This window comes from Komagataeibacter ossonobensis (genome assembly GCF_057359305.1).
In genome coordinates this window covers 13,497-36,742 of record NZ_JBXAYQ010000017.1, presented here as the reverse complement: position 1 = coordinate 36,742, position 23,246 = coordinate 13,497, and the positions used below count along the sequence as shown (strand labels likewise).

General features: G+C 60.0%; 23 protein-coding genes. 9 read left to right on the top strand and 14 right to left on the bottom strand.

Annotated elements, in window-relative coordinates; all coding sequences use genetic code 11:
* Window positions 1–2: 2 nt before the first annotated feature.
* The 12 genes from AC1RQ9_RS10885 to AC1RQ9_RS10830 all read right to left on the bottom strand — a co-directional run bounded on the left by AC1RQ9_RS10885 (window position 3) and on the right by AC1RQ9_RS10830 (window position 11,900).
* Window positions 3–236, bottom strand: coding sequence for a DUF2274 domain-containing protein (locus AC1RQ9_RS10885; protein WP_485986899.1), 234 nt, complete (start codon window positions 234–236; stop codon window positions 3–5).
* A gap of 16 nt (window positions 237–252) precedes the next feature.
* The gene (locus tag AC1RQ9_RS10880; RefSeq protein ID WP_485986898.1) at window positions 253–1,416 is read right to left on the bottom strand and encodes a TraB/TrbI/VirB10 family type IV secretion system protein; all 1,164 of its coding nucleotides are present in this window, start codon (window positions 1,414–1,416) and stop codon (window positions 253–255) included.
* Window positions 1,413–2,414 carry a P-type conjugative transfer protein TrbG gene (gene trbG, locus AC1RQ9_RS10875; protein WP_485986897.1) on the bottom strand — a complete coding sequence of 334 codons (1,002 nt, stop codon included), beginning with the start codon at window positions 2,412–2,414 and terminating at the stop codon, window positions 1,413–1,415. Before trbG ends, AC1RQ9_RS10880 begins: the two co-directional genes overlap by 4 nt.
* A complete protein-coding gene (gene trbF, locus AC1RQ9_RS10870; RefSeq protein ID WP_485986896.1) occupies window positions 2,411–3,094 on the bottom strand; it encodes a conjugal transfer protein TrbF in 684 nt (227 codons plus the stop codon). The genes trbG and trbF overlap by 4 nt, the downstream gene beginning before the upstream one ends.
* Before the next feature lie 5 nt (window positions 3,095–3,099).
* A complete protein-coding gene (trbL, locus tag AC1RQ9_RS10865) occupies window positions 3,100–4,506 on the bottom strand; it encodes a P-type conjugative transfer protein TrbL (RefSeq protein ID WP_485986895.1) in 1,407 nt (468 codons plus the stop codon).
* Window positions 4,507–4,511: 5 nt separating this feature from the next.
* A complete protein-coding gene (gene trbJ, locus AC1RQ9_RS10860) occupies window positions 4,512–5,291 on the bottom strand; it encodes a P-type conjugative transfer protein TrbJ (protein WP_485986893.1) in 780 nt (259 codons plus the stop codon).
* Entirely contained in the window at window positions 5,288–7,720 is a 2,433-nt protein-coding gene (gene trbE / locus AC1RQ9_RS10855) for a conjugal transfer protein TrbE (protein WP_485986891.1), read from the bottom strand. The genes trbJ and trbE overlap by 4 nt, the downstream gene beginning before the upstream one ends.
* Window positions 7,721–7,731: 11 nt before the next feature.
* Window positions 7,732–8,010 carry a VirB3 family type IV secretion system protein gene (locus tag AC1RQ9_RS10850; protein ID WP_485986890.1) on the bottom strand — a complete coding sequence of 93 codons (279 nt, stop codon included), beginning with the start codon at window positions 8,008–8,010 and terminating at the stop codon, window positions 7,732–7,734.
* Window positions 8,010–8,339 (bottom strand): TrbC/VirB2 family type IV secretion system protein, encoded by a 330-nt coding sequence (locus tag AC1RQ9_RS10845; protein WP_485986889.1) that lies wholly within the window; start codon window positions 8,337–8,339, stop codon window positions 8,010–8,012. The genes AC1RQ9_RS10850 and AC1RQ9_RS10845 overlap by 1 nt, the downstream gene beginning before the upstream one ends.
* A complete protein-coding gene (gene trbB / locus AC1RQ9_RS10840) occupies window positions 8,339–9,313 on the bottom strand; it encodes a P-type conjugative transfer ATPase TrbB (protein ID WP_485986887.1) in 975 nt (324 codons plus the stop codon). Before trbB ends, AC1RQ9_RS10845 begins: the two co-directional genes overlap by 1 nt.
* A gap of 147 nt (window positions 9,314–9,460) precedes the next feature.
* Window positions 9,461–9,892, bottom strand: a complete 432-nt coding sequence (locus AC1RQ9_RS10835; RefSeq protein WP_485986886.1) for a CopG family transcriptional regulator — start codon at window positions 9,890–9,892, stop codon at window positions 9,461–9,463.
* Between the two features lie 7 nt (window positions 9,893–9,899).
* Complete coding sequence (locus AC1RQ9_RS10830) at window positions 9,900–11,900, bottom strand: conjugal transfer protein TraG (RefSeq protein ID WP_485986885.1); 2,001 nt, start codon at window positions 11,898–11,900, stop codon at window positions 9,900–9,902.
* A 173-nt stretch (window positions 11,901–12,073) separates the two neighbouring features.
* Between AC1RQ9_RS10830 and AC1RQ9_RS10825 the strand changes: the two genes are divergently transcribed.
* The 3 genes from AC1RQ9_RS10825 to AC1RQ9_RS10815 all read left to right on the top strand — a co-directional run bounded on the left by AC1RQ9_RS10825 (window position 12,074) and on the right by AC1RQ9_RS10815 (window position 13,790).
* Window positions 12,074–12,343: a type II toxin-antitoxin system CcdA family antitoxin gene (locus AC1RQ9_RS10825; RefSeq protein ID WP_485986884.1), complete on the top strand. Its 270-nt coding sequence runs from the start codon at window positions 12,074–12,076 to the stop codon at window positions 12,341–12,343.
* Between the two features lie 4 nt (window positions 12,344–12,347).
* On the top strand, window positions 12,348–12,659 hold the full coding sequence (locus AC1RQ9_RS10820) for a CcdB family protein (RefSeq protein ID WP_485986883.1): 312 nt from the start codon (window positions 12,348–12,350) through the stop codon (window positions 12,657–12,659).
* Between the two features lie 111 nt (window positions 12,660–12,770).
* Window positions 12,771–13,790 (top strand): HNH endonuclease, encoded by a 1,020-nt coding sequence (locus AC1RQ9_RS10815; RefSeq protein WP_485986882.1) that lies wholly within the window; start codon window positions 12,771–12,773, stop codon window positions 13,788–13,790.
* Between the two features lie 393 nt (window positions 13,791–14,183).
* On the opposite strand, the gene AC1RQ9_RS10810 is transcribed toward AC1RQ9_RS10815, so the two are convergent.
* Window positions 14,184–16,193, bottom strand: a complete 2,010-nt coding sequence (locus AC1RQ9_RS10810; RefSeq protein ID WP_485986881.1) for a DUF262 domain-containing protein — start codon at window positions 16,191–16,193, stop codon at window positions 14,184–14,186.
* Entirely contained in the window at window positions 16,180–17,673 is a 1,494-nt protein-coding gene (locus AC1RQ9_RS10805) for a DUF262 domain-containing protein (protein ID WP_485986880.1), read from the bottom strand. The genes AC1RQ9_RS10810 and AC1RQ9_RS10805 overlap by 14 nt, the downstream gene beginning before the upstream one ends.
* A gap of 386 nt (window positions 17,674–18,059) precedes the next feature.
* Between AC1RQ9_RS10805 and AC1RQ9_RS10800 the strand changes: the two genes are divergently transcribed.
* The 6 genes from AC1RQ9_RS10800 (at window position 18,060) to AC1RQ9_RS10775 (ending at window position 23,233) form a co-directional block, all read left to right on the top strand.
* Complete coding sequence (locus AC1RQ9_RS10800; RefSeq protein ID WP_485986879.1) at window positions 18,060–18,854, top strand: response regulator; 795 nt, start codon at window positions 18,060–18,062, stop codon at window positions 18,852–18,854.
* A gap of 132 nt (window positions 18,855–18,986) precedes the next feature.
* Window positions 18,987–19,181 carry a YhhA family cyclophane-containing RiPP gene (gene yhhA, locus AC1RQ9_RS10795; RefSeq protein WP_485986878.1) on the top strand — a complete coding sequence of 65 codons (195 nt, stop codon included), beginning with the start codon at window positions 18,987–18,989 and terminating at the stop codon, window positions 19,179–19,181.
* A 12-nt stretch (window positions 19,182–19,193) separates the two neighbouring features.
* On the top strand, window positions 19,194–21,299 hold the full coding sequence (gene yhhB, locus AC1RQ9_RS10790) for a cyclophane-forming radical SAM/SPASM peptide maturase YhhB (protein WP_485986877.1): 2,106 nt from the start codon (window positions 19,194–19,196) through the stop codon (window positions 21,297–21,299).
* Window positions 21,296–22,288 carry a hypothetical protein gene (locus AC1RQ9_RS10785; protein WP_485986876.1) on the top strand — a complete coding sequence of 331 codons (993 nt, stop codon included), beginning with the start codon at window positions 21,296–21,298 and terminating at the stop codon, window positions 22,286–22,288. Before yhhB ends, AC1RQ9_RS10785 begins: the two co-directional genes overlap by 4 nt.
* Window positions 22,281–22,757 (top strand): GNAT family N-acetyltransferase, encoded by a 477-nt coding sequence (locus tag AC1RQ9_RS10780; RefSeq protein ID WP_485986875.1) that lies wholly within the window; start codon window positions 22,281–22,283, stop codon window positions 22,755–22,757. Before AC1RQ9_RS10785 ends, AC1RQ9_RS10780 begins: the two co-directional genes overlap by 8 nt.
* Complete coding sequence (locus tag AC1RQ9_RS10775; RefSeq protein WP_485986874.1) at window positions 22,757–23,233, top strand: hypothetical protein; 477 nt, start codon at window positions 22,757–22,759, stop codon at window positions 23,231–23,233. The genes AC1RQ9_RS10780 and AC1RQ9_RS10775 overlap by 1 nt, the downstream gene beginning before the upstream one ends.
* Window positions 23,234–23,246 lie beyond the last annotated feature (13 nt).

Genomic DNA, 23,246 nt, shown 5'->3' with positions numbered 1-23,246 from the left:
GCCTATTTTTCCGATGATGCTGTTTTTGCCTGCCGTCGTGCCCTGGCAAATCCTTTGTCCGACATCATGAACTGCCGGAGCATGGGTGCGACCAGCCGGGCTGGATCCATTGCCTCGCCGCTACCGGAAAGAAGTGCTGCATAGGCAAGCAGGTCACGATGAATATCGACGGGTAGCGCCACGGTCATTCTGACCGGTTTCTCATCAGGCAGTTCCCTGATTTTCAGGTCCGTCATCGTATCGTATATCTCCCTAATCCCGATAGGGCTTGAGCAGCAGATCGTGCCCGACAAGGACGGTGAACGGCAGTCCCGGCCGGTCAGTCAGGGTTGGCGGGACGTTGAGCCTCCGATCGATCAGCCGGTTGCCGACCATGGAGAAGCCGTTGCTGGCACCGGAGCGGATGGCCTGCATCAGATTGTTCTCGTTCCATGACGTCCCGGCTTCCGATCCGACGCTGAGCATGGTGGTGACGAGGGCTGCCCTGAAAAGCTGGCCCCAGTGATTGTCCACCTCGTCGGACAGGCCGGACTGGCCGATGGCGTCGCCACCGGGCAGCTTTTCCAGCACGAGGCTTTCGCCGTTTGGGTAGATCAGCCGGGTCCAGATGATCTGGGTGCGCTGCTGCCCGAAGGAGACGCTGCTATTATAGGCTCCGAACAGGGTGCTGCCCTGCGGGATCAGCAGATAGCGCCCGGTCGGGCTGTCATAGACGTTCTGGGTCACATGCCCGACGATCTGGCCCGGCAGGTCTGAGCTGATCTTCGTGTTCAGCGCGCCAGCGATCACCGTGCCCGCCTGGAGGACGTAGGGCGAGACCAGCGGCAGGATGCGGTCGGGGCTGGTTGGCGCGCGATCCGGCTGCCCCTCCAGAAAGGCGCGATTGCCGGCCTGTTCGTCCTCCGAAGGGGCTGCTGGCCCCTGAGAGGCAGGAGCGGTCCCCATGGCGGGATTGGACATCTCGCCGGGCTGATCCCGTGTGCCCGTGCCGGTCTGCACGAACAGTCGGCTGGCGATCGCGGCCTCGACCTCCTGTGTGGCACGATGGTCTTCGGTGCCGGACACCGCCCTCCCCTGCGCATGCAGGATGGCGCGTCCGAGATCACCGGGCAGCGCGGGACCGAGCTTCGGCACGCCATTGCCGACATAGTCGGACGGCAGTCCCACCAGCCCGTCGGCCGAAGGACGGACATCGGTGTCCTGCGTAGCGGGCGGGAATGGCGGACGATGGCTGGCCTGAAGGGCATAGCCCAGCGCGAAGGCCACCGCGATCATGCCGACCCCACCCAGCGACCAGACCACGGTGCGCGACAGACGGACCACGCGCGGCCGGTCGGCCCTCAGACGCAGGTCGAGTGGCGGTGACGCTGGCGCAGCACCTGCGGGGCTTCCCGCTGTCGGGGCCTGCCCGCTCATGTCCGCCGTCCGTCCGTGCGCACGATGCGCACGCGCTGCTCGGAATGTTTGTCACCCAGGCGCAATTCAGCGGCGGCAAACAGGCGGTCGACGATCATCCAGTTCTGTCGCACCCTGTAATTGACCAGTTCCCGTCCCCCATCGGCCCCGAGTACGAAGAGCGGCGGCAGTTCGCCCTGCCCGATCCCGGATGGAAAGGCGATATAGACCTTATGGCCATCATCGAACGCCCGGCCGGGCAGCCAGGGCGGTGTCCCGCCTTTCACCGGCTGGATGGCGTAGCGGAAATTCAGGGCGTCGAGATTCAGCCCCGCGTCCACCGGCGCCTCATTCTCCGCTGCATCGTCCTGATGATGCAACGCAATAAGGTCATCCTCGGGATAGTCCCAGGACACCGACGCCATGTAGGTGGCTGGGGTGGAGCGCAGTTCGGCCAGATAGGTCCGGCGATCGGTATTGACGATCAGATTGGTGGTGAGATCGGGACGTGTCGGCTTGACCAGAATATGAATCCGCTTCGTTGTTCCCGTCCCGCTTTCGGTATCGCCGATGATCCAGCGCACGGTATCGCCAGCGGCAACTGGCCCGGTGCCGACCAGCTTTTCACCCTTCTGGAGCATGATGTCGGTGATCTCGCCCGGCGAGGTGTAAACCTGATAGAGGGCACCCGGAGAATAGGGATAGACCTGCACGGCATTGATGAACCCGGCCCGCGTGGGCTGGATGCGGGCCGCCAGATTGGCCTGCGTCACACGCGTTGTGGGGTCGGCGACTTCGGATGCCGGATGGACCGCGCGTCGTGAGGGCAGCGGCTTGAGCTGGCCCGGCAGGGGAAGTGGCTTCGGGACTTCGACCACCTGGACGGGCTTCGGCGGGTCCGGCAGGCGCACGGCCTGAACAGCGTCATCGTAACGGATGACGGGCGGATGATACTGCCCCGCGCAGGCGGCCAGGGTGAGCAGCGCCAGTGGAACGGCGCGCATGACCATGCGGATCATTGTCCGAGTTCCTTCGACCAGTTGATGGCGGAGACGTAGATTCCGAGCGGGTTTTTCCGCAGATGGTCAGCATCGCGGGGCGTGCGCAGCACGATGGACACGATGGCAGTCCAGCGTTCAGTGCCGGTAAAGGCGCCGTCGCGGTAATGGCGCTCGGTCCAGGCAACACGGAAACTTCCGGGAGAAGACCGGATGACCGACGACACATCGACCTCGACCTGCTCACGCCCGATGCGCGAAAACGGGTCGTTCAGACGGGCATAATCGTTCAGCGCCACGGCACCGGAAACGCTGGTGAAATCATAGGCACGAAGCCAGTTATGCCGGACCACCACGGCGTCCGACGACAGCGAGCGTACATCCTGCATGAACTGCGCCAGATACCAGGCGATCTGCGGATCGGTCGGTGTGTAGCCCGCCGTTGCGGGCATCACGACCTGCGCCTGCCCCAGCCGCTCCACCTGCACCACCCAGGGCACAACTGTGCCGCGCACCGACTGCCAGACCAGCCCGGCACCAAGGCCGGCGGACAGAAACAATGACCCGAACGCCATCAGACGCCAGTTGCGGGCCTGCACACGGGCGGAGCCGATGCGCTCGTCCCAGATCTGCGCTGCTTTCTGGTATGGGGTTACAGGCTCGGGCGTGATCCCGTAGCGTGAGGTGGAGCGACGGAACATTGTTCTTATTCCTTTTCCGACAGATCGATGGACGCCGCTCCGCCGCCGCCATCGGCCGAGCGGATGATATGGGCAGCCTCGGCGGCATGGGTGGCTGCGTTGCGGCGCTTCATGCTCCGCGCCCAGCGGGGTGGCGTGCCCTCGGGGCCAGAACCGCCACCGGCAACACCCCCTCCGCCATTACCTGACGGGCCGCAGGACGACCCGGCACCCGCATCGGACCCTCCCGTGAAGCGTCCGCCTGTCGCGGTGGAAGCCCCTCGCGCACCCTCGCCGTAACTCTGCTGCATGGCGGTGGCCGCAGAGGACATTTTACTCTTCACGGCATTCGCGGCAGCGCTACCCGGCGCCCGGGCGACACCGTCCAGCCCGGCTGCCATGCGGGCACCGGCACTTTCGCCAGCAGCACTCATGGCACCCATGGAATAAGCCGTATTGGCCGCACCCGCGATCGCAGCTCCGCCACGCGCGGCGGCAGCGGTGGCACCCACGGCCGCAGCCCCACCAGAGGCAACCGCTCCAACGCCCGCCACGGCAGCGGCGCCCATCGCGCCAACCGCCATGCCGGTGCCGACAGCGGCGCCCGCGCCAAGCTGTGGCGCGCCGGAAATCAGCCCGTTGGCGACGCTGCCGCCATAGATGGCAAGCCCGATCATCGCGAAGGCAGCGAGCACCACCGAGAGCGCCTGGCCGATGGTGGGCAGGCTATCGCCGTAGGAGGTGGTGAACCGGGAAAACAGCGAGGAGGCGATGGCACTGATTACGGCGAAGACCATGATCTTCACGCCGGAGGACACCACGTTGCCCAGCACCTTCTCGGCGAGGAAGGCCGTGCGGTTGAACAGCGCGAAGGGGATCAGGATGAATCCCGCCAGCGTGGTCAGCTTGAACTCGACGATCGCCACGAAAAGCTGGACGGCGAGCACGAAGAACGCTGCCATGACGATGAACCAGGAGATCAGGAACACCGCGATCTGGGCGAAGCCGGTAAAGAAATGGATCGGATCGAGGAACTGGTGCATCGCATCCAGCAGCGGCTGGGCCGCATCAAACCCGGTCGCCGCCAGCCTGCCGGGATGCACGAAATCACCCAGCGCCAGCGTGCCGCCACCGACCTTCAGGCCGAGGGCTGCGAAGCTGTCGAAGATCTTCTTCGAGAGTGCGTCGAAATTGTCGATGACAAACGCGAAGAAGCCGATATAGAGCGTCTTCTTCACCAGACGCTGAATGATGTCCTCGTCCGCCGCCCAGGCCCAGAACAGGCCGGCCAGGGCGATGTCCAGCACGGACAGCCTGCCGGCCAGGGATACGACATCGCTTTTCACCAGACCGAATCCGGTATCGATCGTCGTGGTAAAGGTGTTCAGGAAATTGTCGATGACGCCTGCGTTCGTCATGCCCGTGCCTGCCATGACCGTCAGTTCCCGTCATTGAAGATGGAGACGGCGCTCGGCACGTAGGCGTCGTGCTGCGCGAAATGCTCGTATTGCGCCTGGCCTTCCGCCTCGGCTACCGCCTGCCGCGCCCGTTCCAGATCGGCGGCCCGACCATTGGCGGACAGGACGGCGACCACGTCCGAAAGCTGGCGGGATTGCAGGGCCAGAAGCTGGTTCCCGGCCTGGGCGGCCTGGAGTGCGCCGCTCGAACTCTGGCTGGCGGAAACGAGTTGAGTCATGGCGCTGTTGTCAGACGGGATATTGCCGACTGCGCGAGCCTGCATTCTGAGCGCGTCCTCGAAGCCGCCGACGGAATTTCGCCAGCGGGTCTGCGCCTGGCTGAACAGCGCGCTGTCGGACATGCCCGAGGAAATCGATCTGTATGCCTTCTGGTACTGCTGTTCGACCGACGTCACCGAATAGGCGATGTTCTGCGCCTGCCCGACCAGCGTGGTGGTCTGGGAAATCGTCGATTGCAGCGTCGACAATGTCGACAGCGGCAGGGTAGCGAGATTCTTCGCCTGGTTGACCAGCATCTGCGCCTGATTGGCCAGAGAGGTGATCTGGTTGTCGATCTGCTGCAACTCCCGCGCCGCGATCAGCACGGTCTGGACATGCGCGGCCCCATCATAGACTGCCCATTGCGCGTGGGCGGGTTGCACCGAGCTGACGCCGGCACCAACGGTCAGGGCCATGACGGACGCCAACAGGCTTGCTCGGCGGAAAAATCTTGCACGGATGTGGAAAAGTTTTTCCGTCATGACACACCCCCTTTCCGCAGAAGGTCGGCCGCCCACGTGACACCCCGCGCCTCGAACCAGGCCGGGAGAAAGCCGTCCCGCCCATGTTCCGCCAGCACCTGGTCGATCAGCTTGTGATCGCCCTTCCCGGAGGCGGCGCAGAGGGCGAGTGCGACCGGCCCGAGCCCCAGTTCGAACAGCCGGTTGCCGCGCTGGGTCTGGCAGTAATATTCCCGCTTCGACGCGGCATGGGCGATGATGGCGATCTGCCGGTCGTTGAGGCCGAAGTCCCGATAGAGCGCCATGATCTGCGGCTCGATCGCCCGCTCATTGGGCAGGAAGATGCGCGTGGGACAGCTTTCCACTACCGCCGGGGCGATTGGCGAATTGGCAATGTCGGACAGGGACTGTGTGGCGAAAATAACGCTGGCGTTCTTCTTGCGCAGCGTTTTCAGCCATTCCCGGAGCTGGCCGGCAAAATCGCCGTCATCCAGCACCAGCCAGCCCTCGTCGATGACCAGCAGCGTCGGGCGACCGTCCAGACGGCCCTCAATCCGATGGAACAGATACGAGAGAACCGAGGATGCCGCGCCGGACCCGATCAGCCCCTCGGTTTCAAACACCACGACATCGGCGTCACCCAGCCGTTCGGCATCCGCATCCAGCAACCGGCCATAAGGACCACCGAGGCAGTATGGGGCCAGCGCCTGCTTCAGGGCATTGGACTGGAGGAGTGCGACCAGACCTGAGATCGTGCGTTCATGGCTGGGCGATGACGCCAGGGAATTCAGGGCCGACCAGATATGAGACTTCACCTCCGGGGTCAGCGTGACCCCTTCACCGACAAGGATCTGCCCCAGCCATTCACCGGCCCATTTCCGTTCATCCGGATCATCCATCCACGCCAGCGGCTGAAGTGAGACGGCAGGGAATTCGGAATTGTCATCCGTCAGCCCGCCGCCGAGATCGTGCCAGTCCCCACCCATCGCCAGCGTCGCCGCCCGCATGGAACCACCAAAATCAAAGGCAAAAATCTGCGATCCCACGTAGCGGCGAAACTGGAGCGCCATCAGCGCCAGCAACACGGATTTGCCCGCCCCCGTAGGTCCGGCGATCAGCGTGTGACCGACATCCCCGACATGCAGGGAAAACCGGAACGGCGTGGCCCCGGCGGTCTTGCCGTAGAACAGCGGCGAAGCCCTGAAAGGCCCGTCCTGCTCCGATCCCGCCCACACGGCGGAAAGGGGAATCATATGCGCGAGATTCAGCGTCGAAACCGGCGGCTGGCGCACATTGGCGTAGAAATGGCCGGGCAACGACCCCAGCCACGCTTCCACGGCGTTAAGGCTTTCCACCATGCAGGTGAAGTCCCGACCCTGAATGATCTTTTCGACAAGACGAAGCTTTTCGGCCGCGATGGAGGCGGAACCGTCCCAGACCGTGATGGTCGCGGTAAGATACGCCTGTCCGACATCGTCAGCACCAAGGGACTGCAAAGCCAGATCGGCGTCGGTCGCCTTGTTGGCGGCATCGTTGTCCACGAGGACCGACGCCTCGTTGGTCATCACTTCCCGGACAATGGCCGCAATACTCTTGCGCTTTGCAAACCATTGACGCCGGATCTTCGTCAGAACCTTGGTGGCGTCGTTCTTGTCGAGCAGGATCGCACGGGTGGACCAGCGATAGGGCATGGCCAGCCGGTTCAAATCGTCCAGAATTCCGGGGAAGGTGCTGCTTGGGAAGCCCGTAATCGTCAGGGTTTTGATAAAGGCGTCACCGAGTTTTGGCTCCAGACCACCCGAGAGGGGCTGGTCCACCAGCAGGGCGTCCAGATGCACCGGAATTTCTGGCACCCGAACACGCTGGTTCCGCGTCGAAATGGTGCTGTGCAGGTAGGTCAGGGTTTCGCCGTCATTCAGCCAGACCGCCTCGGGCATGAAACCGTCCAGCAACGCCAGAAGCCGGTCACTGCGATCCATGAAGGCATTCAGAACGCCATGCGGGTCCGGCCCCTCGCGCTCCCGGCCCTCAAACATGAGCCGGGCTGCCCGGTCGGACGATTCCGCCGGCGGCAGCCAGACCAGGGTCAGGAAATAGCGGCTCTCGAAATGTACCCCCTCATCCTCGAACTGTTCGCGCCGTTCGAGATCGACCATGTGCGAGGCGGCATCGGGGAAATCGCTCTCGGGATACACTGTTGCCGGGACGCGCTGCGCCTCGACGAACACGGCCCAGCCGGAACCCAGTCTACGCAGGGCATTGTTCAGCCGTCCCGTCACGCCGACCAGTTCGGCGGGCGTTGCGCTATCGAGATCGGGACCGCGTATTTTGGCAGTACGCTGAAAAGAACCGTCCTTGTTCAGGACAACACCTTTTTCGACCAGCGCCGCCCAAGGCAGGAAGTCGGACAGGAGGGAATTCCGGTTGCGATACTCACTGAGAAACATCATGGCCGATCTCCCTATGCCCGCAGCCAGGCGGGGTAGCGGAGATGCCGCCGCCCGACTTCCACGAACAGCGGATCGCGCTTCGCCCCCCAGACCGCAAGGCTGTGCCCCACGATCCAGAACAACGCGCCGACCAGCCACAGCCGCAGGCCCAGCGAAATCGCCGCCCCGAGCGTGCCGTTGGCAATCGCCAGCGTCCGGGGTGCCCCACCCAGCAGGATCGGGTCAGTCAGGGACCGATGCACCGGGACATGGAAGCCCGGCACCGCATCATCGTCATATCCGGCGGCCATCAGATTAGTGCCCCACCCGAGAAGGAGAAGAAGGACAGAAAGAAGCTGGACGCCGCAAAAGCGATGCTTAGTCCGAAGACGATCTGAATCAGGCGACGGAAACCGCCCGAGGTTTCCCCGAAGGCCAGGGTCAGGCCGGTCACGGTGATGATGATCACCGACACGATACGCGCCACCGGTCCCTGCACGGATTCCAGGATCTGGTTGAGCGGTTCTTCCCATGGCATGTCGGAGCCCGAGGCCAGGGCCGAGGAGCACCATGCGACCGAAAGCAGCATGATGGAAATGGCAGGCGCGTGCCGACGCACGCGGAACAGCATGAGGTTCATTAGGAATCTCCATCGGTCTCAATTGAATGAATGCGATAGGCGCCTGTGGCGGGGTCGAGCCCGTCCACGGTGGCAAGTTCGGACAACTGGCGCTGCGTGCCGCGCCCGGACAAGACGGCGATCACGTCGATGGTCTCGGCGATCAGCGCGCACGGCACCGTGACCACGATCTCCTGAATCAGTTGCTCCATGCGGTGCAGGGCGCCGATGGCGGTGCCGGCATGAAGCGTGCCGATGCCGCCGGGGTGACCCGTGCCCCACGCCTTGAGCAGATCCAGTGCCTCGGGACCGCGCACCTCGCCGATCGGGATACGGTCGGGCCGCAGGCGCAGGGCCGAACGGACCAGTTCGGACAGGATGACGATGCCGTCCCTTGTGCGCAGGGACACGAGGTTGGGTGCCGCGCATTGCAGTTCGCGCGTGTCCTCAATCAGCACGATGCGATCACCGGTTTTGGCCACCTCGGCCAGCAGGGCATTGACCAGCGTGGTCTTGCCCGTGGATGTCCCGCCGGCAACCAGGATGTTTTTCCGCTCCGCAACAGCGCGGCGCAGAAACACCGCCTGCCCCTCCGTCATGATTCCGGCAGCGACATAGTCATCGAGAGTGAACACGGCCACGGCGGGCTTGCGGATGGCGAAGCTCGGGGCAGTCACAACGGGCGGCAGCAATCCCTCAAACCGTTCGCCGGTTGGCAGTTCCGCCGATACGCGCGGCGCACCCTCATGCACCTCCGCCCCGACATGGTGCGCGACCAGGCGCACGATGCGCTCGGCATCGGCGGGCGTAATCCTGTCGCCCGTGTCGGACAGGCCCTCCGACAGACGGTCAATCCACAGCCGCCCGTCGGGATTGAGCATCACCTCGACCACGGAAGGATCGGCAAGATGCCCCGCGATCGCCGATCCCATCGCCGTGCGCAGCATGGAAATCCCACGCTGTCGGGCACCACTTTCAATCGGTGTAACCGCCATGGGAATCCCCGTCCGTTTGGGTCATCCGGCCTCTCCGGATGACGACGGGGATCATTAGAGAGTGCTGTTTTCTGCCGTTTTCAACAGCATTTTCCTGCGATCGTACAGGATCGTAACGGATGCGGTTTTTACTTGCGGATCGCGGGATCAGGATTCCGATGTGGGAGGCACATCCTCCGGGATCTCATGCCGGAAAAATGGCCCCCGACTGAGTCGTCGGCCAAGGGCAGCCACGAACGCCTCGTAGCGTTCCGCCCCCTGCGCCCGCGCCGCCGCTGCGGCCGGTTCCGGCAAGGGCGGACTGACCGTCATCCAGTAGCGGATGAACAGCGCCAGCGTCTCAAGGCTGATCCCGAGATCGCGCTCCATGCGGGCGACCTGCCGGTCGAGACGGTCCAGCCTGCGGCTCATTGCCGCTTCCCGCCGCTCATCGGCATCGGGCGACAGGAAGGATGCGATGGCGGCTTCCGCCACGAGGGAAAGGGACAGATCGCGCCGCGCCGTATGGGCGGTCAGGGCATCCAGCAGCTTTGGTTCCAGATAGACCGACAGCCGCGCCTTCTTCGGGGATGTTCTCATCACGCTCTCACAACCCGAGATCGTTGCCACGGTCGAGCCCGGCCTGACGGGCAATCCGCGTCAGATCGGCACGGTCCCGCGCTTCCGGATTCGGTGGTGGTTCCTCACCAAAAAGGTCCGGTGCCGCACGCGGCTTGCGTTTGCCGGTTTCTGCCGGATCATGCTCGCGTGACCACTTCCGCCCTGTGCCGAGGGATTCATCACTGTCCGCATCGTCGGGCTTGTCGGGCGCTGCTGACGGTGCTGTCTCCTCTGGTGAAGGAGTGGCATGAGATGGACGGCCACTCCAGTCATCAGGCCGGACAGGCCGTGGCAGCTGCGCCGGATCGGGCGGCGGCAGGACACGTTCGACAAAACGGCGGTCCTGGAAATACCGCGCCTTGCGCGCCCGGATGGGCGGACACCCCGCCACCATGACCACTTCCTCCCGTGCCGGGAGTTGCTGGACCTCGCCCACCGTCATCAGGGGCCGCGCACTCTCCTGACGCGAAACCATGAGATGCCCGAGCCAGGGCGACAGCCGGTGCCCGGCATAGTTCTTCTGCGACCGGATCTCGGTGGCCACACCCAGACCGTCAGATACGCGCTTTGCTGTACGTTCGTCGTTCGTGGCGAAACTGACCCGGACATGGCAATTATCGAGAATACTGTTGTTCTGGCCGTAGGCTTTATCGATCTGGTTCAGGCTCTGGGCGATCAGGAACGCCTTGATCCCATAGCCCGCCATGAAGGCGAGCGCGCTCTCGAAGAAATCCAGACGGCCAAGAGCGGGAAACTCATCGAGCATCAGCAGCAGGCGACGCCGCCCCTCCCGGCCTGACAGATCCTCCGTCAGCCGCCGCCCGATCTGGTTGAGGATCAGGCGAATCAGCGGCTTGGTGCGGCTGATATCCGAGGGCGGGATGACGAAATACAGGGAAACGGGCTGCTCGCCCTCCAGCAGGTCGCCGATCCGCCATTCACAGCGACTGGTGACGGTGGCCACCACCGGATCGCGGTAGAGGCCGAGAAACGACATGGCGGTGGACAGCACGCCGGAGCGCTCGTTATCCGACTTGTTCAGCAGTTCCCGCGCAGCGGACGCCACGACGGGATGCGGCCCGGCCTTCCCGAGATGCGATGTCCGCATCATGGCCGACAGGGTCACCTCGATCGACCGCTTCGGATCGGAGAGGAGTTTCGCTACACCGGCGAGCGTCTTGTCGTCCTCGGCGTAGAGCACATGCAGGATCGCGCCGACCAGCAGGGCATGGGAGGTCTTCTCCCAATGATTGCGCCGTTCCAGCGAACCCTCGGGATCGACCAGGATGTCGGCGATATTCTGTACGTCACGAACTTCCGACGCCCCGCGCCGCACCTCCAGCAGCGGGTTGTAAGCCGAGGACGCCGGATTGGTGGGGTCGAACAGCAGCACCCGCCCGAAGCGATTGCGGAAACCGGCGGTGATCTGCCAGTTCTCGCCCTTGATATCATGGACGATGGCCGACCCCGGCCAGGTCAGGAGTGTGGGGATCACCATGCCCACGCCCTTGCCGGTGCGGGTGGGCGCGAAGGTCAGGACGTGCTCGGGGCCATCATGCCGAAGATAGGCCCGGCGGTATTTGCCCAGCACCACGCCATCCTCGCCCAGCAGCCCCGCCGCACAGATTTCCGCGTCCTCAGCCCAGCGGGCGGAGCCATAGGTCGCCGCGCGCTTCGCCTCGCGGGCACGGTGGACGGAGAGTGCTACTGCCGCCGCGAAGGCCAGCACCCCGCCGGAACCCGCGATCCAGGCGCCGCGCGCGAAAACCGCCGGGGCGTAGGCGTCGAACTTGTACCACCACCAGAAGAACAGCGGCGGGGCGTAGACCGGCCATCGGTGCAGTACCGTAAACCACGGTCGGCCGAGTTCTGGCTGGAACGCCAGTTCCCAGGCCGTCCATTGTGTCGCCGTCCACCAGGACAGCACGATCATGGACAGGGCCACGAGCGCCTGCCCCCACTGGATACGTGTTCCCGGCTGGTCCATCGATCCCTCCCCTCGTTATGGGAGACAGCGAAGAACCGGCTTTTTCCAAGGCGCAAGCATGATCCGTTGGTCGTCGTACCGTAGCGGGCAGGAGCGAAAAAATACTTGCCCGTTGCGGTCTGGTGTCGGCATCCTCATCTTATGCGCACGACATGCGCATAAGGAGTCGGATCATGCCCAGCCGTACCAACCTCGGCGTTTCCTATGACCGGAGCGCCCCCCGCCGCCCGGTCAATCTGTCGCTCAACACCGATCTGCTGGCGCAGGTCCGGGAAGTGACGCCTAACCTCTCGGCGACGGTCGAGACGTTGCTGGGCCACTACCTGCAATCCGCGCGTCAACAGCGCGAGGACGAACAGCGTAGGCTTGACGGTGTGATCGACGCGGTGAACGATCTGCATGCGCGGCACGGCTTCCTGAGCGACGAATTCTCGACGCTCTGATCAGATGCCGCAATTCGCGATCTACCGGAACCCCGGCCGAAACCGGGACATCCTGTTCGTCGTCCAAATCCAGAGCAGCCGTCTGGAGCGCAGCGTGGGCCGCGTCATCATGCCGCTCGTCAGACGGTCCGGCAGCGCCCCGCCAGACCATCCACTGACGCCGTATCTCGAAGTCGAGGGAGAGGAGGTCTTTGCCAACCCGTTCGACCTGGCGACTGTCCCCGCCGCGCGGCTCGGAACCGCCGTCGGCGTCCTGGCCGAACGCGATCAGGACGCGATCATCAGAGCGCTGGACGAACTGGTCAGCAGGGCATGATGGAGGTGCGGCTTCCGCTTGGCCCCCATCTACGGTGGGCAAGGCACACATGATCAGTAAGATTCGGCGGTTAAGGGTAAATGATGAAGCTAATGAACATACAGCGACAAATTGCTGATCTTGAACTGGGCGGTAGCGAATACTCGATTGTTGGAACTGTCGCTGCCCACTCGGCACACAACACGAAAGTACAAAGTGAACATGCGATATTGGTGGGTTAATCAAAACCAAACCTACAAACAGGAAATCGAAGGCGGGTTCCTGTGGTCGCCCAAACGCCGGAAAGATGGCGGTCGCAACCATTTTTATGACACGATGACCGAAGTGCAGCCGGGCGACTTGGTATTATCGTTTTGCGACACACAAATTAAAGCCGTAGGCATTGCACAGGGGCCTGTTGAGTCCGCGAGCAAGCCCGAGTTGGGTCGTGTAGGCGACCAATGGAGCGACGAGGGTTGGTTAGTGCCAGTTGAGTTTGAGGTCACTGAGAGACCCATACGGCCCAAGGACTTTATCGATGAGTTAACACCTCTCTTAGCCACTAAGTACGCGCCGCTGCAGCCTAACGGCAATGGCAACCAGGGCGTGTACCTTACCGAAGTCTCGGAAGAATTTGCCCAAGTGTTGCTAGGCAAAATGGGTCTTTCTGTCTCGAAGATCGTGGCGACAGAACCAGTTGACGAAGCAGGTGAAGTTGCAGACGAACAGGCACAAACGGCCGTGATGGGACGCACAGATATTGGCGAGACTCAAAAACAGCAATTGGTTCTAGCCCGCCGCGGGCAAGGCGTGTTTAAGGCCAATGTGCGACTGAACGAAAGACGGTGTCGTATAACTGGTGTATCAGATCCACGTTTTCTGATTGCCAGTCATATTAAACCCTGGCGGGACTGCACGGATCAGGAAAAACTGGATGGCTGCAATGGCCTGCTGTTGTCGCCACATGTTGATCGATTGTTTGACCGTGGTCTGATTAGCTTTGCCAATGATGGAACGTTACTGAAATCAGCCATGCTACCGCCTGAGGTTTGGTCGGCTTGGGGCTTGGATAACATTATTAACGTCGGCGCATTTACGAATGCACAGACAACCTATCTAGCTCAGCACAGAGAGGCAATTTTTAAAGGCTAATGAGGGGTTCGGCAATACGTCTCGACTGCCAATTGACCAAGGTCTAGGCAGCGTAGCTGTGTCACGGACATCGACATTACGGATGGCCGATTGCCTCTCTCGCTGCCCAATAAACGACGGTTCGCTTCTCCGGACAGCCTGTCCGCTCGATGCATAAGCAGACAGGCAGAATCCGTCCTCATGTCAGTCATTAGAGGAGTTATTCAGGCTTTCAGAAAACGGACTGTCTGTAGTGAACGAGCGTGGCCCGGAACGGGCTGTGCCCATCGTATGTTTTTGAACATCGGAGCAGAGCGGCCTTGATGGGTAGTGAGCACCGCAGCGCATGAAACACGCACAGGAAGCGGCGGCCCAGCGGCGCGTTTACAGACAACAGACAGAGCTCCAAGATGGTTAAATATCTTCTCGGTAATAATTCTCCAGAGATTTAATCATGCTCTCTCGGTGCCGTTCCATCACTTCATCATTCCACTGTACATTTTGGTAAATAAGGTCCATTTTCAGAGATTCAATACGTCCATGTTTTTTGATATTCTCGAATTTTATCTTCTTTTCATTGAATGGTCTGTTACTATATTCCGAATTAATTCCCCCTGACAACAGAACAAGGTTGCCGAAATCATCCCTGTTATCAGGACTGACAATATTATAGTCTGTAGGCTGGGGTTGCTGCGGCGAGATATGTTCTACGGAGTTTTTGGCTGTGAAGCGGAAATTCTTCCACTCTTCTTGTGCGCCACTTTGTTGGGCACTGTGCCACAATACAAAATCCAGCTTGTAAAACCAGTAATGACGAAAATGTACCCCATGCCTGCCACGCAGATAATCTGCGAAATCTGTTAACGGTCCGGTGCGCCAAGGGTGCTCTATAAAGGAGCGAGTGCGCTTTACAAGCGGTTCGTCCGTTTCCTCACTTAGCAAATAATTATCCAGATGACGCAGATATTTTAAGTAGCAATCAGAGGAGGAGTTTTGGTTTTTATATACATAATATAAATAAGGCGTCATCCAATACTGCGTTGTATTTTCCTGTGTATGATACAACATGCTTTGCAATAGAGACAGCTCTGCATTTTCTTGATAATTAATGCTTCTTGTCAGATTCAGTGTTGTTTTTTCACCGGAAACGGACGTCTTGCAGAGCATATGAATACGGTCTGGCCTACTCTCGGACCTGATTTCAGCCTCGGCCCATTTTATGATTGTGGCATCCCATAGCACTCGGATCGTCCAGACAAGATCGACAAACCCTTTGGCATCCTGTTCCTGTTGCTGCGGCGTTTCCGAAGAGAAAAAGAATTCTTCAAATATCTTCGTTAGGTCACGATCCAGTATCCTGTCTAGATCCTTACGGCTATTTTCATAAAGCCATATCCTCAGGACATGCAGCAGGAAAAGGGGAAAACCGATGATGCTGTCTGCCCAGTGATCGTCACCCTCTACCTGTTCCTTCTGCATGGTCTTCTCGTGATCCACGTTGGCAATCTGCGCCAGGCTGCGATAACCCGACAGGGAGTCATCGGTTTTCTGCAATGCTTCTTGTCGGGCGAGAAGGTCACGCACGCATGGGGCGCAGGCCAGTTTTTGCTGCTTGTACAGCGTCGCTAGGGCAGACCCGGAGAGTTTGTCGCGCCCCTGACGTAAAGTCTGGTCCACAAAGCCTTTCGTGTCAGCGCATGCATCCCATAACGCAGCATAACGCTGGCGTTCTTCGGCGGGAATGGCATGCAGGAGCCGCGCCTTGAGGATTTCATGATGCTGAAGTTGAACGCCGCGAGCATTGATTACTTCAAACAGCTTGTTCAGGTCCATCTGCCTTGGGACTTCCGTACGCACAAAGCGGACATTTTCGTAAATATAACGGGCTATTTTTCCTATTCCGGCTTCATCCAGAGCCCGTTTTTCACGGAAGGCCGTCATGACCTGCCGGGCATTCTGCATGAACAGTGTGTCTGGAACAGTGGTCAACGCATCCTCCGCCTCCTGAAGCATTGCCTCGAAATAGCGATTAACATCGGGCCGCACCGAGAAATTCAGGCGGGATGTGAATCCCCCATTCCGCTCGACCCTACCGAAGGAGGAAAGTTCCCTTCTCCAGCCCAGTGACTGGCTGAGCAGAAACAACGTCGTAAAACGCTGCTGCCCATCAATCAGGTCAAAGGTACGCCGCTTTGCCCTGTGTTCCTCCTCGGTCGTTGTTTCGACCACTAGAATTCCTCCGAGGAAAAACTGCGTGTCCTGCCGTTCGCAGGCATTGGCGATATCGTTCAGGAGGGTCGAAATCTGTTCGTGACCCCATACATACAGACGCTGGTACAGCGGCACATTAAAAAACCAGGCCTCGGTGGGGTCATGATCTACAATACTCTTCAGTGTACACCACTCGGACTTAACGTTCTGCATGCAATCTCTCTATCTCAGATTCGACCCACGCCTCTTTTTCTGCCAGGGAGGTCGTCTCTTTTCCAAAGAACTTCAGGACCGCTTTTTTGTATCGTCCCTTGACCGTGCTGCCGATCGGTGCCTGATCCTGACGATAGGTTTCCCGGCAGGACTTGGCCTGGCTTTTCAGGTATATGTTCACCTGGCGGGGGTGGCTGGCCTGCGTTATCACATCCAGCAGATTGAGTTCGTCACCCTGAAGGTCCGAGAAAAATTTCTGGGCCGTCTCTTTCGCAATCCTGTCATGGGAAAGACGGATTTCTCCAAAAAGAAACTCCAGCCTCAGCGCAAATTCATCTAGGGATTCCTCGCCAAATTGGTCGACATACGTCAGGGACGATAAATGAAAAATTTCAATAATATATTTCTGGTTTTTTAGAATCAGCTCATCAAGGACCCGCCTGAAATATGTGTATCTGTCAGACTGATCCACGAAAATATTCTGGTACAATTTGGCATATTTGTCAGCATAGAGAAAAAATCCGACTCCTTGCTGGATGGGTTGCCTGAGACTAAAAGGAAGCTGCCCTACATTCATTCCCAGCGTGATCCGGTTGCCGTGCAGGATCATCTCTCCCTGTTCGGACAGGGCCAGGCTCCTCACTCGGATGTTTGTGCGAGACTGGTAGAGCGCGACCGTATCGGGCCCCTGTTCCGCGGGCCATGTCTGCTTCTGGAATTCATCAAGGAGACCGGTCTGGTCAGGGAGCGGTCGTTTGTTTGCCTGCCACCGTCGTGCCCGCCATAAAAACAGTTCAAACAGGCGGGGAGCGAAATCCACGCCATCCTTCTGTCCATCCGGCCGCTTTTCCGTTTCCTTCTGCATGATCTCCCACCGTTTTGCACAATGGTCCTGCAAACCGTGAATCAGACTCTTCTGGCTTTCCTGGGGTCTGCTGTCCGAACACTGTGCGATAGCGCGCAGATGGAAGGCCTTGAGAAGATCGGTCGTCTCAAGCCGTACGCCCCGACTGTTCTGCGTGTCGAAAAACGAAAAAGCCATGTCAACGTCGGCAACAATAATGACCGTAAAATAAATTTTTCCGAAAATGGATGGTTCTATACTGCCCGGTGTGGTTTTCAGCAGACAAAGGGCGGCGGAAATGGCGCCTGCGGATGCGCGAGAATATCGTAGGTCCTGGCCTGCGGGAAAATATCCGAAAGCCTGCTGATAGAGCAGGCACAGGGCCGTCATGCGCTGTTGGCCATCTATGATGAACCGTTTCCTTTTTTCCGCGCATTCATGTAGCAGGAGCGTGCCCATATAATAGGGGACATCAGGTGTCGGAGCATGCGCGTACGCTACCAGGTCATCGTGCAGGATGGACACCTGCTTGTCGGACCAGACAAAACCGCGCTGGTACGTATCGAGGGCCAATGGAAATGAAGGGTTTTCAAGAATATTTGCAAAGCTGAGGATTTTTACCGACGGGTAAATCATTATACAGGCCCGTGCTGCCGAACATATCCATAACGTTAATCATAGGATGGCATACCGGACAAGTTGTCTTTTCCTGAATTCGTTACATAAACATTTTCAAATGAATATATATAAATAAGAATTATTAAAAATTTTATTATCGATACCAGACGCTCTGCTTTTCGCCCCCAAGTCGGACATACGGATCTCCGAGTGTCTCTTCCATAGCGGACATGAGCAGCTCGGCTTATCACTGAAGGATGATTCGAAAAGAGGGCTGGCGTGTTTCGAATCAGTAACGTAAAAAATACCGTAATCCCACTCAAATCGGCTAATCAGCGAACAATCACCGGATTTGTTGGGCGGAGCAAGTGAAAGTTGGCGTGCGATATTCGGCTAAGAGAGGTATGATGGACGGGAATATTAAGGGATTCGGACAAACCGCAACAACTCTCGCCCGAAACCCTCTTGGCATTATTGCTCTGTTTATTGTTCTTGTGTACGGGTTTGCTGCACTCATCACAGGATTTTCGTGCTCGTTTACTTCTGAAGAACGGATTCCTCTAGTATATTTCTTAGTAATATTTCCAGTTCTTGTTTTGCTGGTCTTCGCATGGCTTGTAAGCAATCACACAGGAAAGCTTTTTGCCCCGGCAGATTTCAAGAACGAACAACATTATGTTGACATGGTTCGTATGCAACTCTCGGCTGCGGCGTCGCTTGCGATGGCTTCAACAAAGACACAGGAAATTAGTCTATACGACGACGTAGAGAAAATTGTAGATGTGGTTCAAAAGGTTGCATCTTCCAGACATGCGGAAGGTGATGAGTGGCGAAATCACGTTCTTTGGGTCGATGACCGACCTAATAACAATATTCATGAGCGGCAGGCATTCGAAGCTTTCGGCCTCCGGTTTACCTTGGCGATCTCAACTGACGAGGCGCTTGGAGAATTATCAAAACAACGATTTGCTGCTGTCATTTCAGACATGGAACGCCGAGAAGGAACCAAGGAAGGATATGTCTTGTTGGACAAATTGAGACAACAAGGAAACCAGACCCCTCTTTTCTTCTATGCGAGTTCGAACTCTCCTGAACACAAAAAAAAGACCATGGAGCACGGCGGGCAGGGGTGTACAAATAATGCACAAGAGTTATTCCAAATTGTCATGAAATCATTAATGGCAAATGGAGCTAGATAAGACATTAGGATTACATCCGGATCATGTCGTAAAGAGGCTTGGCCTTGGCCGTCCACATGGTTCGAACAATATAACGTTGTCGTTGCGCATTTAGGTACCTTCTACTATCATTGATTTATAAGGAGAAAATTCATGCAGACTGTTGAAGATATTAATACCATCAGTGAGAGTGCCCTTACGTCGTCCACCGTCCGCGAACGCGTCCTCAAGTCGTCGACGATGAATCCGGCACTGCAGCGCTTGCAACGTCGTGTGCTTGCCGATGCGCAGGCGAGCGAGGTCATTACCAGCTACGACCGCATGCACCACCGTCATAGTCGTTCGTAAGGGGCTTCCCCAATGTCTGCGGCGAGGATCACTTCCTTCCTCGTTAAGGTAGCCTCGAGATGCAACCTCGACTGCGATTATTGCTATGTCTACCACCATGCTGATCAGAGCTGGCGGAGCATGCCGCGGCTACTCAGCGAAGCGAATCAGGACGCGTTCGCCGAACGGCTGGCTGAATACACGGCATCGGTCGGCCTGCGGCGTACTGCCGTCATATTTCACGGCGGCGAGCCTCTGCTCGCCGGCGTCGACCAACTCGCTGCCTTCGCGCACAGGATTAGGTCGGCCGTTCCGAACGTTGACGTCGACTTCGGACTGCAGACTAACGGCTTGCTGCTGACCGATAGCGTCCTCGACCGTCTCGAGGCCGAGGGCATCTCTGTATCACTGAGCATGGACGGACCTCGGGAGGCCCACGACCTTCACCGGACCACGAGAAGAGGCAGGTCCAGCTTCAGCAAGGTTGAGGCCGCGCTCAAGCGATTGAAGGGACGGCCCACAGTCTTCGCTGGCGTGATCGCCGTCATCGACACCTCCGTGTCGCCCGGGAGCCTCCTCGCCTACTTCGCGGAGCATGAAGTCCCCAAGCTCGACTTCCTGCTGCCGGATTCGCATCATGACCGCCCCCCTCCCGGACGCAAGGCGGATCCAGCGCTCTACGAGCGCTGGCTGATCGAGGCTTTCGACATCTGGCTAGACCGCTATCCGCAACTGCCCGTGCGCACATTCGAGGCGCTGCTTGACGTGAACGCCGGACTACCTTCTGGAACGGATGCGTTCGGCTTCGGCGACGTCAGCCTGCTCTCCGTCGAGACAGACGGAACTTGGCACGACCTCGATGTGCTCAAGGTGGCCGGCGAAGGCGCGACGCGCCTAGTTGGTTCGGTAATGAACACGCCGATCGAATGCCTGGCTTCCTCGACGGCGATCACGGCGCACCGCCGGTTGTTGACGAAGTCGGGCCTCAGCGATCTGTGCAGAGCATGCGAGGTGGTGGACGTCTGCGGCGGGGGCTCGGTGCCTCACCGATATCGCGATGGCAGCTTCGATAACCCGACCGTCTACTGCGGGGAGATGAAGGTGCTCGTCGATCACGTCCGGCGCAGACTAGCAGAGACCTTCGTAGCCGAAGCGCCAGCTACGGAGGAGCTACCAGACTTCGACGTCGGCGCCTTCGAACTCGCCGAGGCGAGCGCCGGGATCATGGCCGAACTGCACGCTGACGCTCTTGATGAGGACGCAGCGACGCTCGCGGAGGCATTTCTCGAACTGCAGGAGGCTGGAACAGTGCCGCCGCTGGAACAGTCGGACCTTCGTGCGCTCGTACGCTACGCTGGCACAGTGGCCTGGCACCGCGCGCTGCTAGCGTCTCGGGCGGGACGCGCCGTACTCGACGTCGACGGACGGCCCATTCCGATCGATACCGACTACGCGCGCACCGCACTTGACCGGCTGGGAGATCCTGGCCTGAAGGTGGGAGAGCACGACGAGTGGTTGCGGAAGCCGTTCGGAGAGACCATCGACTTCGAGGACGAGACGGTCGCGACAATGGGTCGCGTGATCGTCGACGAGGCGCTCAACATCGTGGAAGCTTGGCGCCCGGCTCTAGCGCGCGAACTGCGAGCAATCTGCTCGGCGGTCCAGTTCGTCCGAGATCTCTCGGCTCACCCGGACAAGATCGTCTCGTTCAGCGACAATTCGGTGCCAGGTGCGCTCTACGTCTCAATAAGCCAGAGCGGCGGCCTCATCGACGCATACGACCTCGCGGACTCCCTCATCCACGAATATCGGCACCAAAAGCTCTACCTGTTCGAACGCCGCCACCCGACGACCCACCCGGGTTCCCTCGTGGTCTCCCCGTGGCGAGAGGATCTGCGTCCAGCATCCGGCCTCCTCCACGCGATATTCGTGTTCATCGAGCTCCGGCGCTTCTGGGAGTATGTAAGGGATCACGGACCTTCGCGCCTACGCGACCGCGCGATGGCGCAACTCAACGACACCGAGCGAAACCTGACACAGGCGTTCGCCACGCTGCGCGGCTGCGACCTGACGCGGGCCGGCCGCGCACTCGCCGATCTGCTGGAGAGCCGGGCGCAGCCCCTGCCGCTGGTCGCATGACGCTTCGTGTCCGCTCCGATCTCCTGCCGGACGACGCGCATGCGCGCCATAGCCGCCTGAGGACCTACTTCTGCGATATAGACGCGGAAGCTGTCAAAATCGATGGAGGATGGCGGCTCGACCTCGCATGGCCATTCGATCACGAGCGCCACGTCGACATAAAAATTCGCGACGCCCTGTCTGCATGGGGCGGGATCGGACTTGACGGCATGGCGACGGCACGACACCGCTCCGGCCGGGTTCTGACCTCCCTCTACGACACGTGGTCGCTCCTGTCATGGTGCGAGTGGGCGGCTCGCGTGAAGCTCGCTCCCACAGATCAAATCACCATCCTTCACCTCGACGACCATCGCGACCTCATGTCCCCGCGACTGGCGATCGAAGGCGACCAACTCGTGGACATGATCACCGACGAGCCATTCGACGTCATGAATTCCGTGTCCGTCCTCTCCGCATGCGACAGCGGAGCTGTCGGCATGGGCAGCTTCCTGACGCCCTTCCTGCTCGCATTCCCGAATTGCGACGTGCGGCAGCTCTGCCAGCCGCCGAAGATCAGCGGAACCTACGATTGGCGGTTCCGCGCGGCGGTGGAACGAGACGACTTGCTCCGGCCCGGAGTCGACCGCCCGGCAGTCGCGCTAGAGGAGGCAAAGGGGACCGGTCCGGGCCGATACCGCGCGACAAACGACGAGGAGGACTGGCTCGACGACATCGGGAACAATCCTATCTTGCTCCACGTCGACATGGACTACTTCAACAACCGGTATGACGGCGATGGCGACTGGACAGACCGAACGCGCAGCCTTGACCCGCCGCTAGAGGCGGTACTCCGGCGGATCGACGAGGTGTGCGCGGCAATGCGAGAAAAGGGACTGATTGAGCGCATCAAAGACGCCGCGGTCGCTTTCTCGCCGGGCTTCTTCCCTTCCGAAATGTGGCAGGCGGCCGAGGCGCGCCTGCGCCGAAACCTCGCGAGCCTCTATGAGTAAGCCATCCGCCAAGAGCCGGACCGCGAAGCGTCACAAGCCGACCCGGCCAACCCCCAAGCCGAAGGTCGTCAAGCCGCCAAAGGGTGGCCCGAAGATCGACCCATCGAAGGTCGAGCTCGTCCAGAGGCCGGGACCGAAAGGCAAGGGCGACGGGGCCGGCGGCGAATACTGGGATGTGATGGTGGACGGCGCGCGCGCCGGCGAAGTGTTCGTCAACGTGATCGACCAGCTGCCGCTCGGCCAGCATGCGTCCATGCAGATCTTCCTGAACACTCCTGAGCAGGGCAAGGGCATCGGAAGAGCCGCCTACCGCAAGGCGGCCGAAGCGAGCGCCAATGACCCGCTCTACCTGCACATGCGCAAGTCCAACCACGCATCGCGTCTGGCGGCGGAGGCGGCAGGATTCAAAGACGCCGCCCTCCCTGGGGTCGCGCAGCTCATCCTCAAGCGGACGAAAGGATCAGACTAATGGTCCCGATCCCGGACTGGCTGCCCCTTTCGGCGATCATTGATATCACGCTCGTCCTGCGCTGCAAGAAGCCGGCTGCGCGCGTGAGAGTGGGGCTACACGGTGGCGAACTGCGCCGCTGGGCCAGGCGGCTCGGACTGTTCACCAGCATCGACACGGACGGTTTCGCCGCGATGTCCCGCAATCCTGCAACCGCGCGCAGGGTCATCAACCTCGACCGCCGTCCTGGTCGCCACACGCTCGCGCTCGGTTTGATGCTCGGCTATCCGTCCTGCTGCTGCCGTGCGGCCGCCCGCGTCGGCGACGAAGGCATAGACCGTCAGCATGAGGTTCTCTCGACACGCGGGTTCCACGGCCGCTTCCGCGCGATCGACCCGAGCGGCTACTCTGAGGGCGGCTCGCGAATATCGCACGTCCCCTGCTCGCCCCGCTGCTTGCCGTCGCTGAGGATGGCTCTGCGTCTGCAAGGATGCTAACCTACATCGTCAT

What these genes read in the sequence shown, in the direction of transcription:
- AC1RQ9_RS10885 (WP_485986899.1), bottom strand. Translation starts at nt 236, where the DNA reads ATGACGGACCTGAAAATCAGGGAACTGCCTGATGAGAAACCGGTCAGA.
- AC1RQ9_RS10880 (WP_485986898.1), bottom strand. Translation starts at nt 1,416, where the DNA reads ATGAGCGGGCAGGCCCCGACAGCGGGAAGCCCCGCAGGTGCTGCGCCA.
- trbG (WP_485986897.1), bottom strand. Translation starts at nt 2,414, where the DNA reads ATGATCCGCATGGTCATGCGCGCCGTTCCACTGGCGCTGCTCACCCTG.
- trbF (WP_485986896.1), bottom strand. Translation starts at nt 3,094, where the DNA reads ATGTTCCGTCGCTCCACCTCACGCTACGGGATCACGCCCGAGCCTGTA.
- trbL (WP_485986895.1), bottom strand. Translation starts at nt 4,506, where the DNA reads ATGGCAGGCACGGGCATGACGAACGCAGGCGTCATCGACAATTTCCTG.
- trbJ (WP_485986893.1), bottom strand. Translation starts at nt 5,291, where the DNA reads ATGACGGAAAAACTTTTCCACATCCGTGCAAGATTTTTCCGCCGAGCA.
- trbE (WP_485986891.1), bottom strand. Translation starts at nt 7,720, where the DNA reads ATGATGTTTCTCAGTGAGTATCGCAACCGGAATTCCCTCCTGTCCGAC.
- AC1RQ9_RS10850 (WP_485986890.1), bottom strand. Translation starts at nt 8,010, where the DNA reads ATGGCCGCCGGATATGACGATGATGCGGTGCCGGGCTTCCATGTCCCG.
- AC1RQ9_RS10845 (WP_485986889.1), bottom strand. Translation starts at nt 8,339, where the DNA reads ATGAACCTCATGCTGTTCCGCGTGCGTCGGCACGCGCCTGCCATTTCC.
- trbB (WP_485986887.1), bottom strand. Translation starts at nt 9,313, where the DNA reads ATGGCGGTTACACCGATTGAAAGTGGTGCCCGACAGCGTGGGATTTCC.
- AC1RQ9_RS10835 (WP_485986886.1), bottom strand. Translation starts at nt 9,892, where the DNA reads ATGAGAACATCCCCGAAGAAGGCGCGGCTGTCGGTCTATCTGGAACCA.
- AC1RQ9_RS10830 (WP_485986885.1), bottom strand. Translation starts at nt 11,900, where the DNA reads ATGGACCAGCCGGGAACACGTATCCAGTGGGGGCAGGCGCTCGTGGCC.
- AC1RQ9_RS10825 (WP_485986884.1), top strand. Translation starts at nt 12,074, where the DNA reads ATGCCCAGCCGTACCAACCTCGGCGTTTCCTATGACCGGAGCGCCCCC.
- AC1RQ9_RS10820 (WP_485986883.1), top strand. Translation starts at nt 12,348, where the DNA reads ATGCCGCAATTCGCGATCTACCGGAACCCCGGCCGAAACCGGGACATC.
- AC1RQ9_RS10810 (WP_485986881.1), bottom strand. Translation starts at nt 16,193, where the DNA reads ATGCAGAACGTTAAGTCCGAGTGGTGTACACTGAAGAGTATTGTAGAT.
- AC1RQ9_RS10805 (WP_485986880.1), bottom strand. Translation starts at nt 17,673, where the DNA reads ATGATTTACCCGTCGGTAAAAATCCTCAGCTTTGCAAATATTCTTGAA.
- AC1RQ9_RS10800 (WP_485986879.1), top strand. Translation starts at nt 18,060, where the DNA reads ATGATGGACGGGAATATTAAGGGATTCGGACAAACCGCAACAACTCTC.
- yhhA (WP_485986878.1), top strand. Translation starts at nt 18,987, where the DNA reads ATGCAGACTGTTGAAGATATTAATACCATCAGTGAGAGTGCCCTTACG.
- yhhB (WP_485986877.1), top strand. Translation starts at nt 19,194, where the DNA reads ATGTCTGCGGCGAGGATCACTTCCTTCCTCGTTAAGGTAGCCTCGAGA.
- AC1RQ9_RS10785 (WP_485986876.1), top strand. Translation starts at nt 21,296, where the DNA reads ATGACGCTTCGTGTCCGCTCCGATCTCCTGCCGGACGACGCGCATGCG.
- AC1RQ9_RS10780 (WP_485986875.1), top strand. Translation starts at nt 22,281, where the DNA reads ATGAGTAAGCCATCCGCCAAGAGCCGGACCGCGAAGCGTCACAAGCCG.
- AC1RQ9_RS10775 (WP_485986874.1), top strand. Translation starts at nt 22,757, where the DNA reads ATGGTCCCGATCCCGGACTGGCTGCCCCTTTCGGCGATCATTGATATC.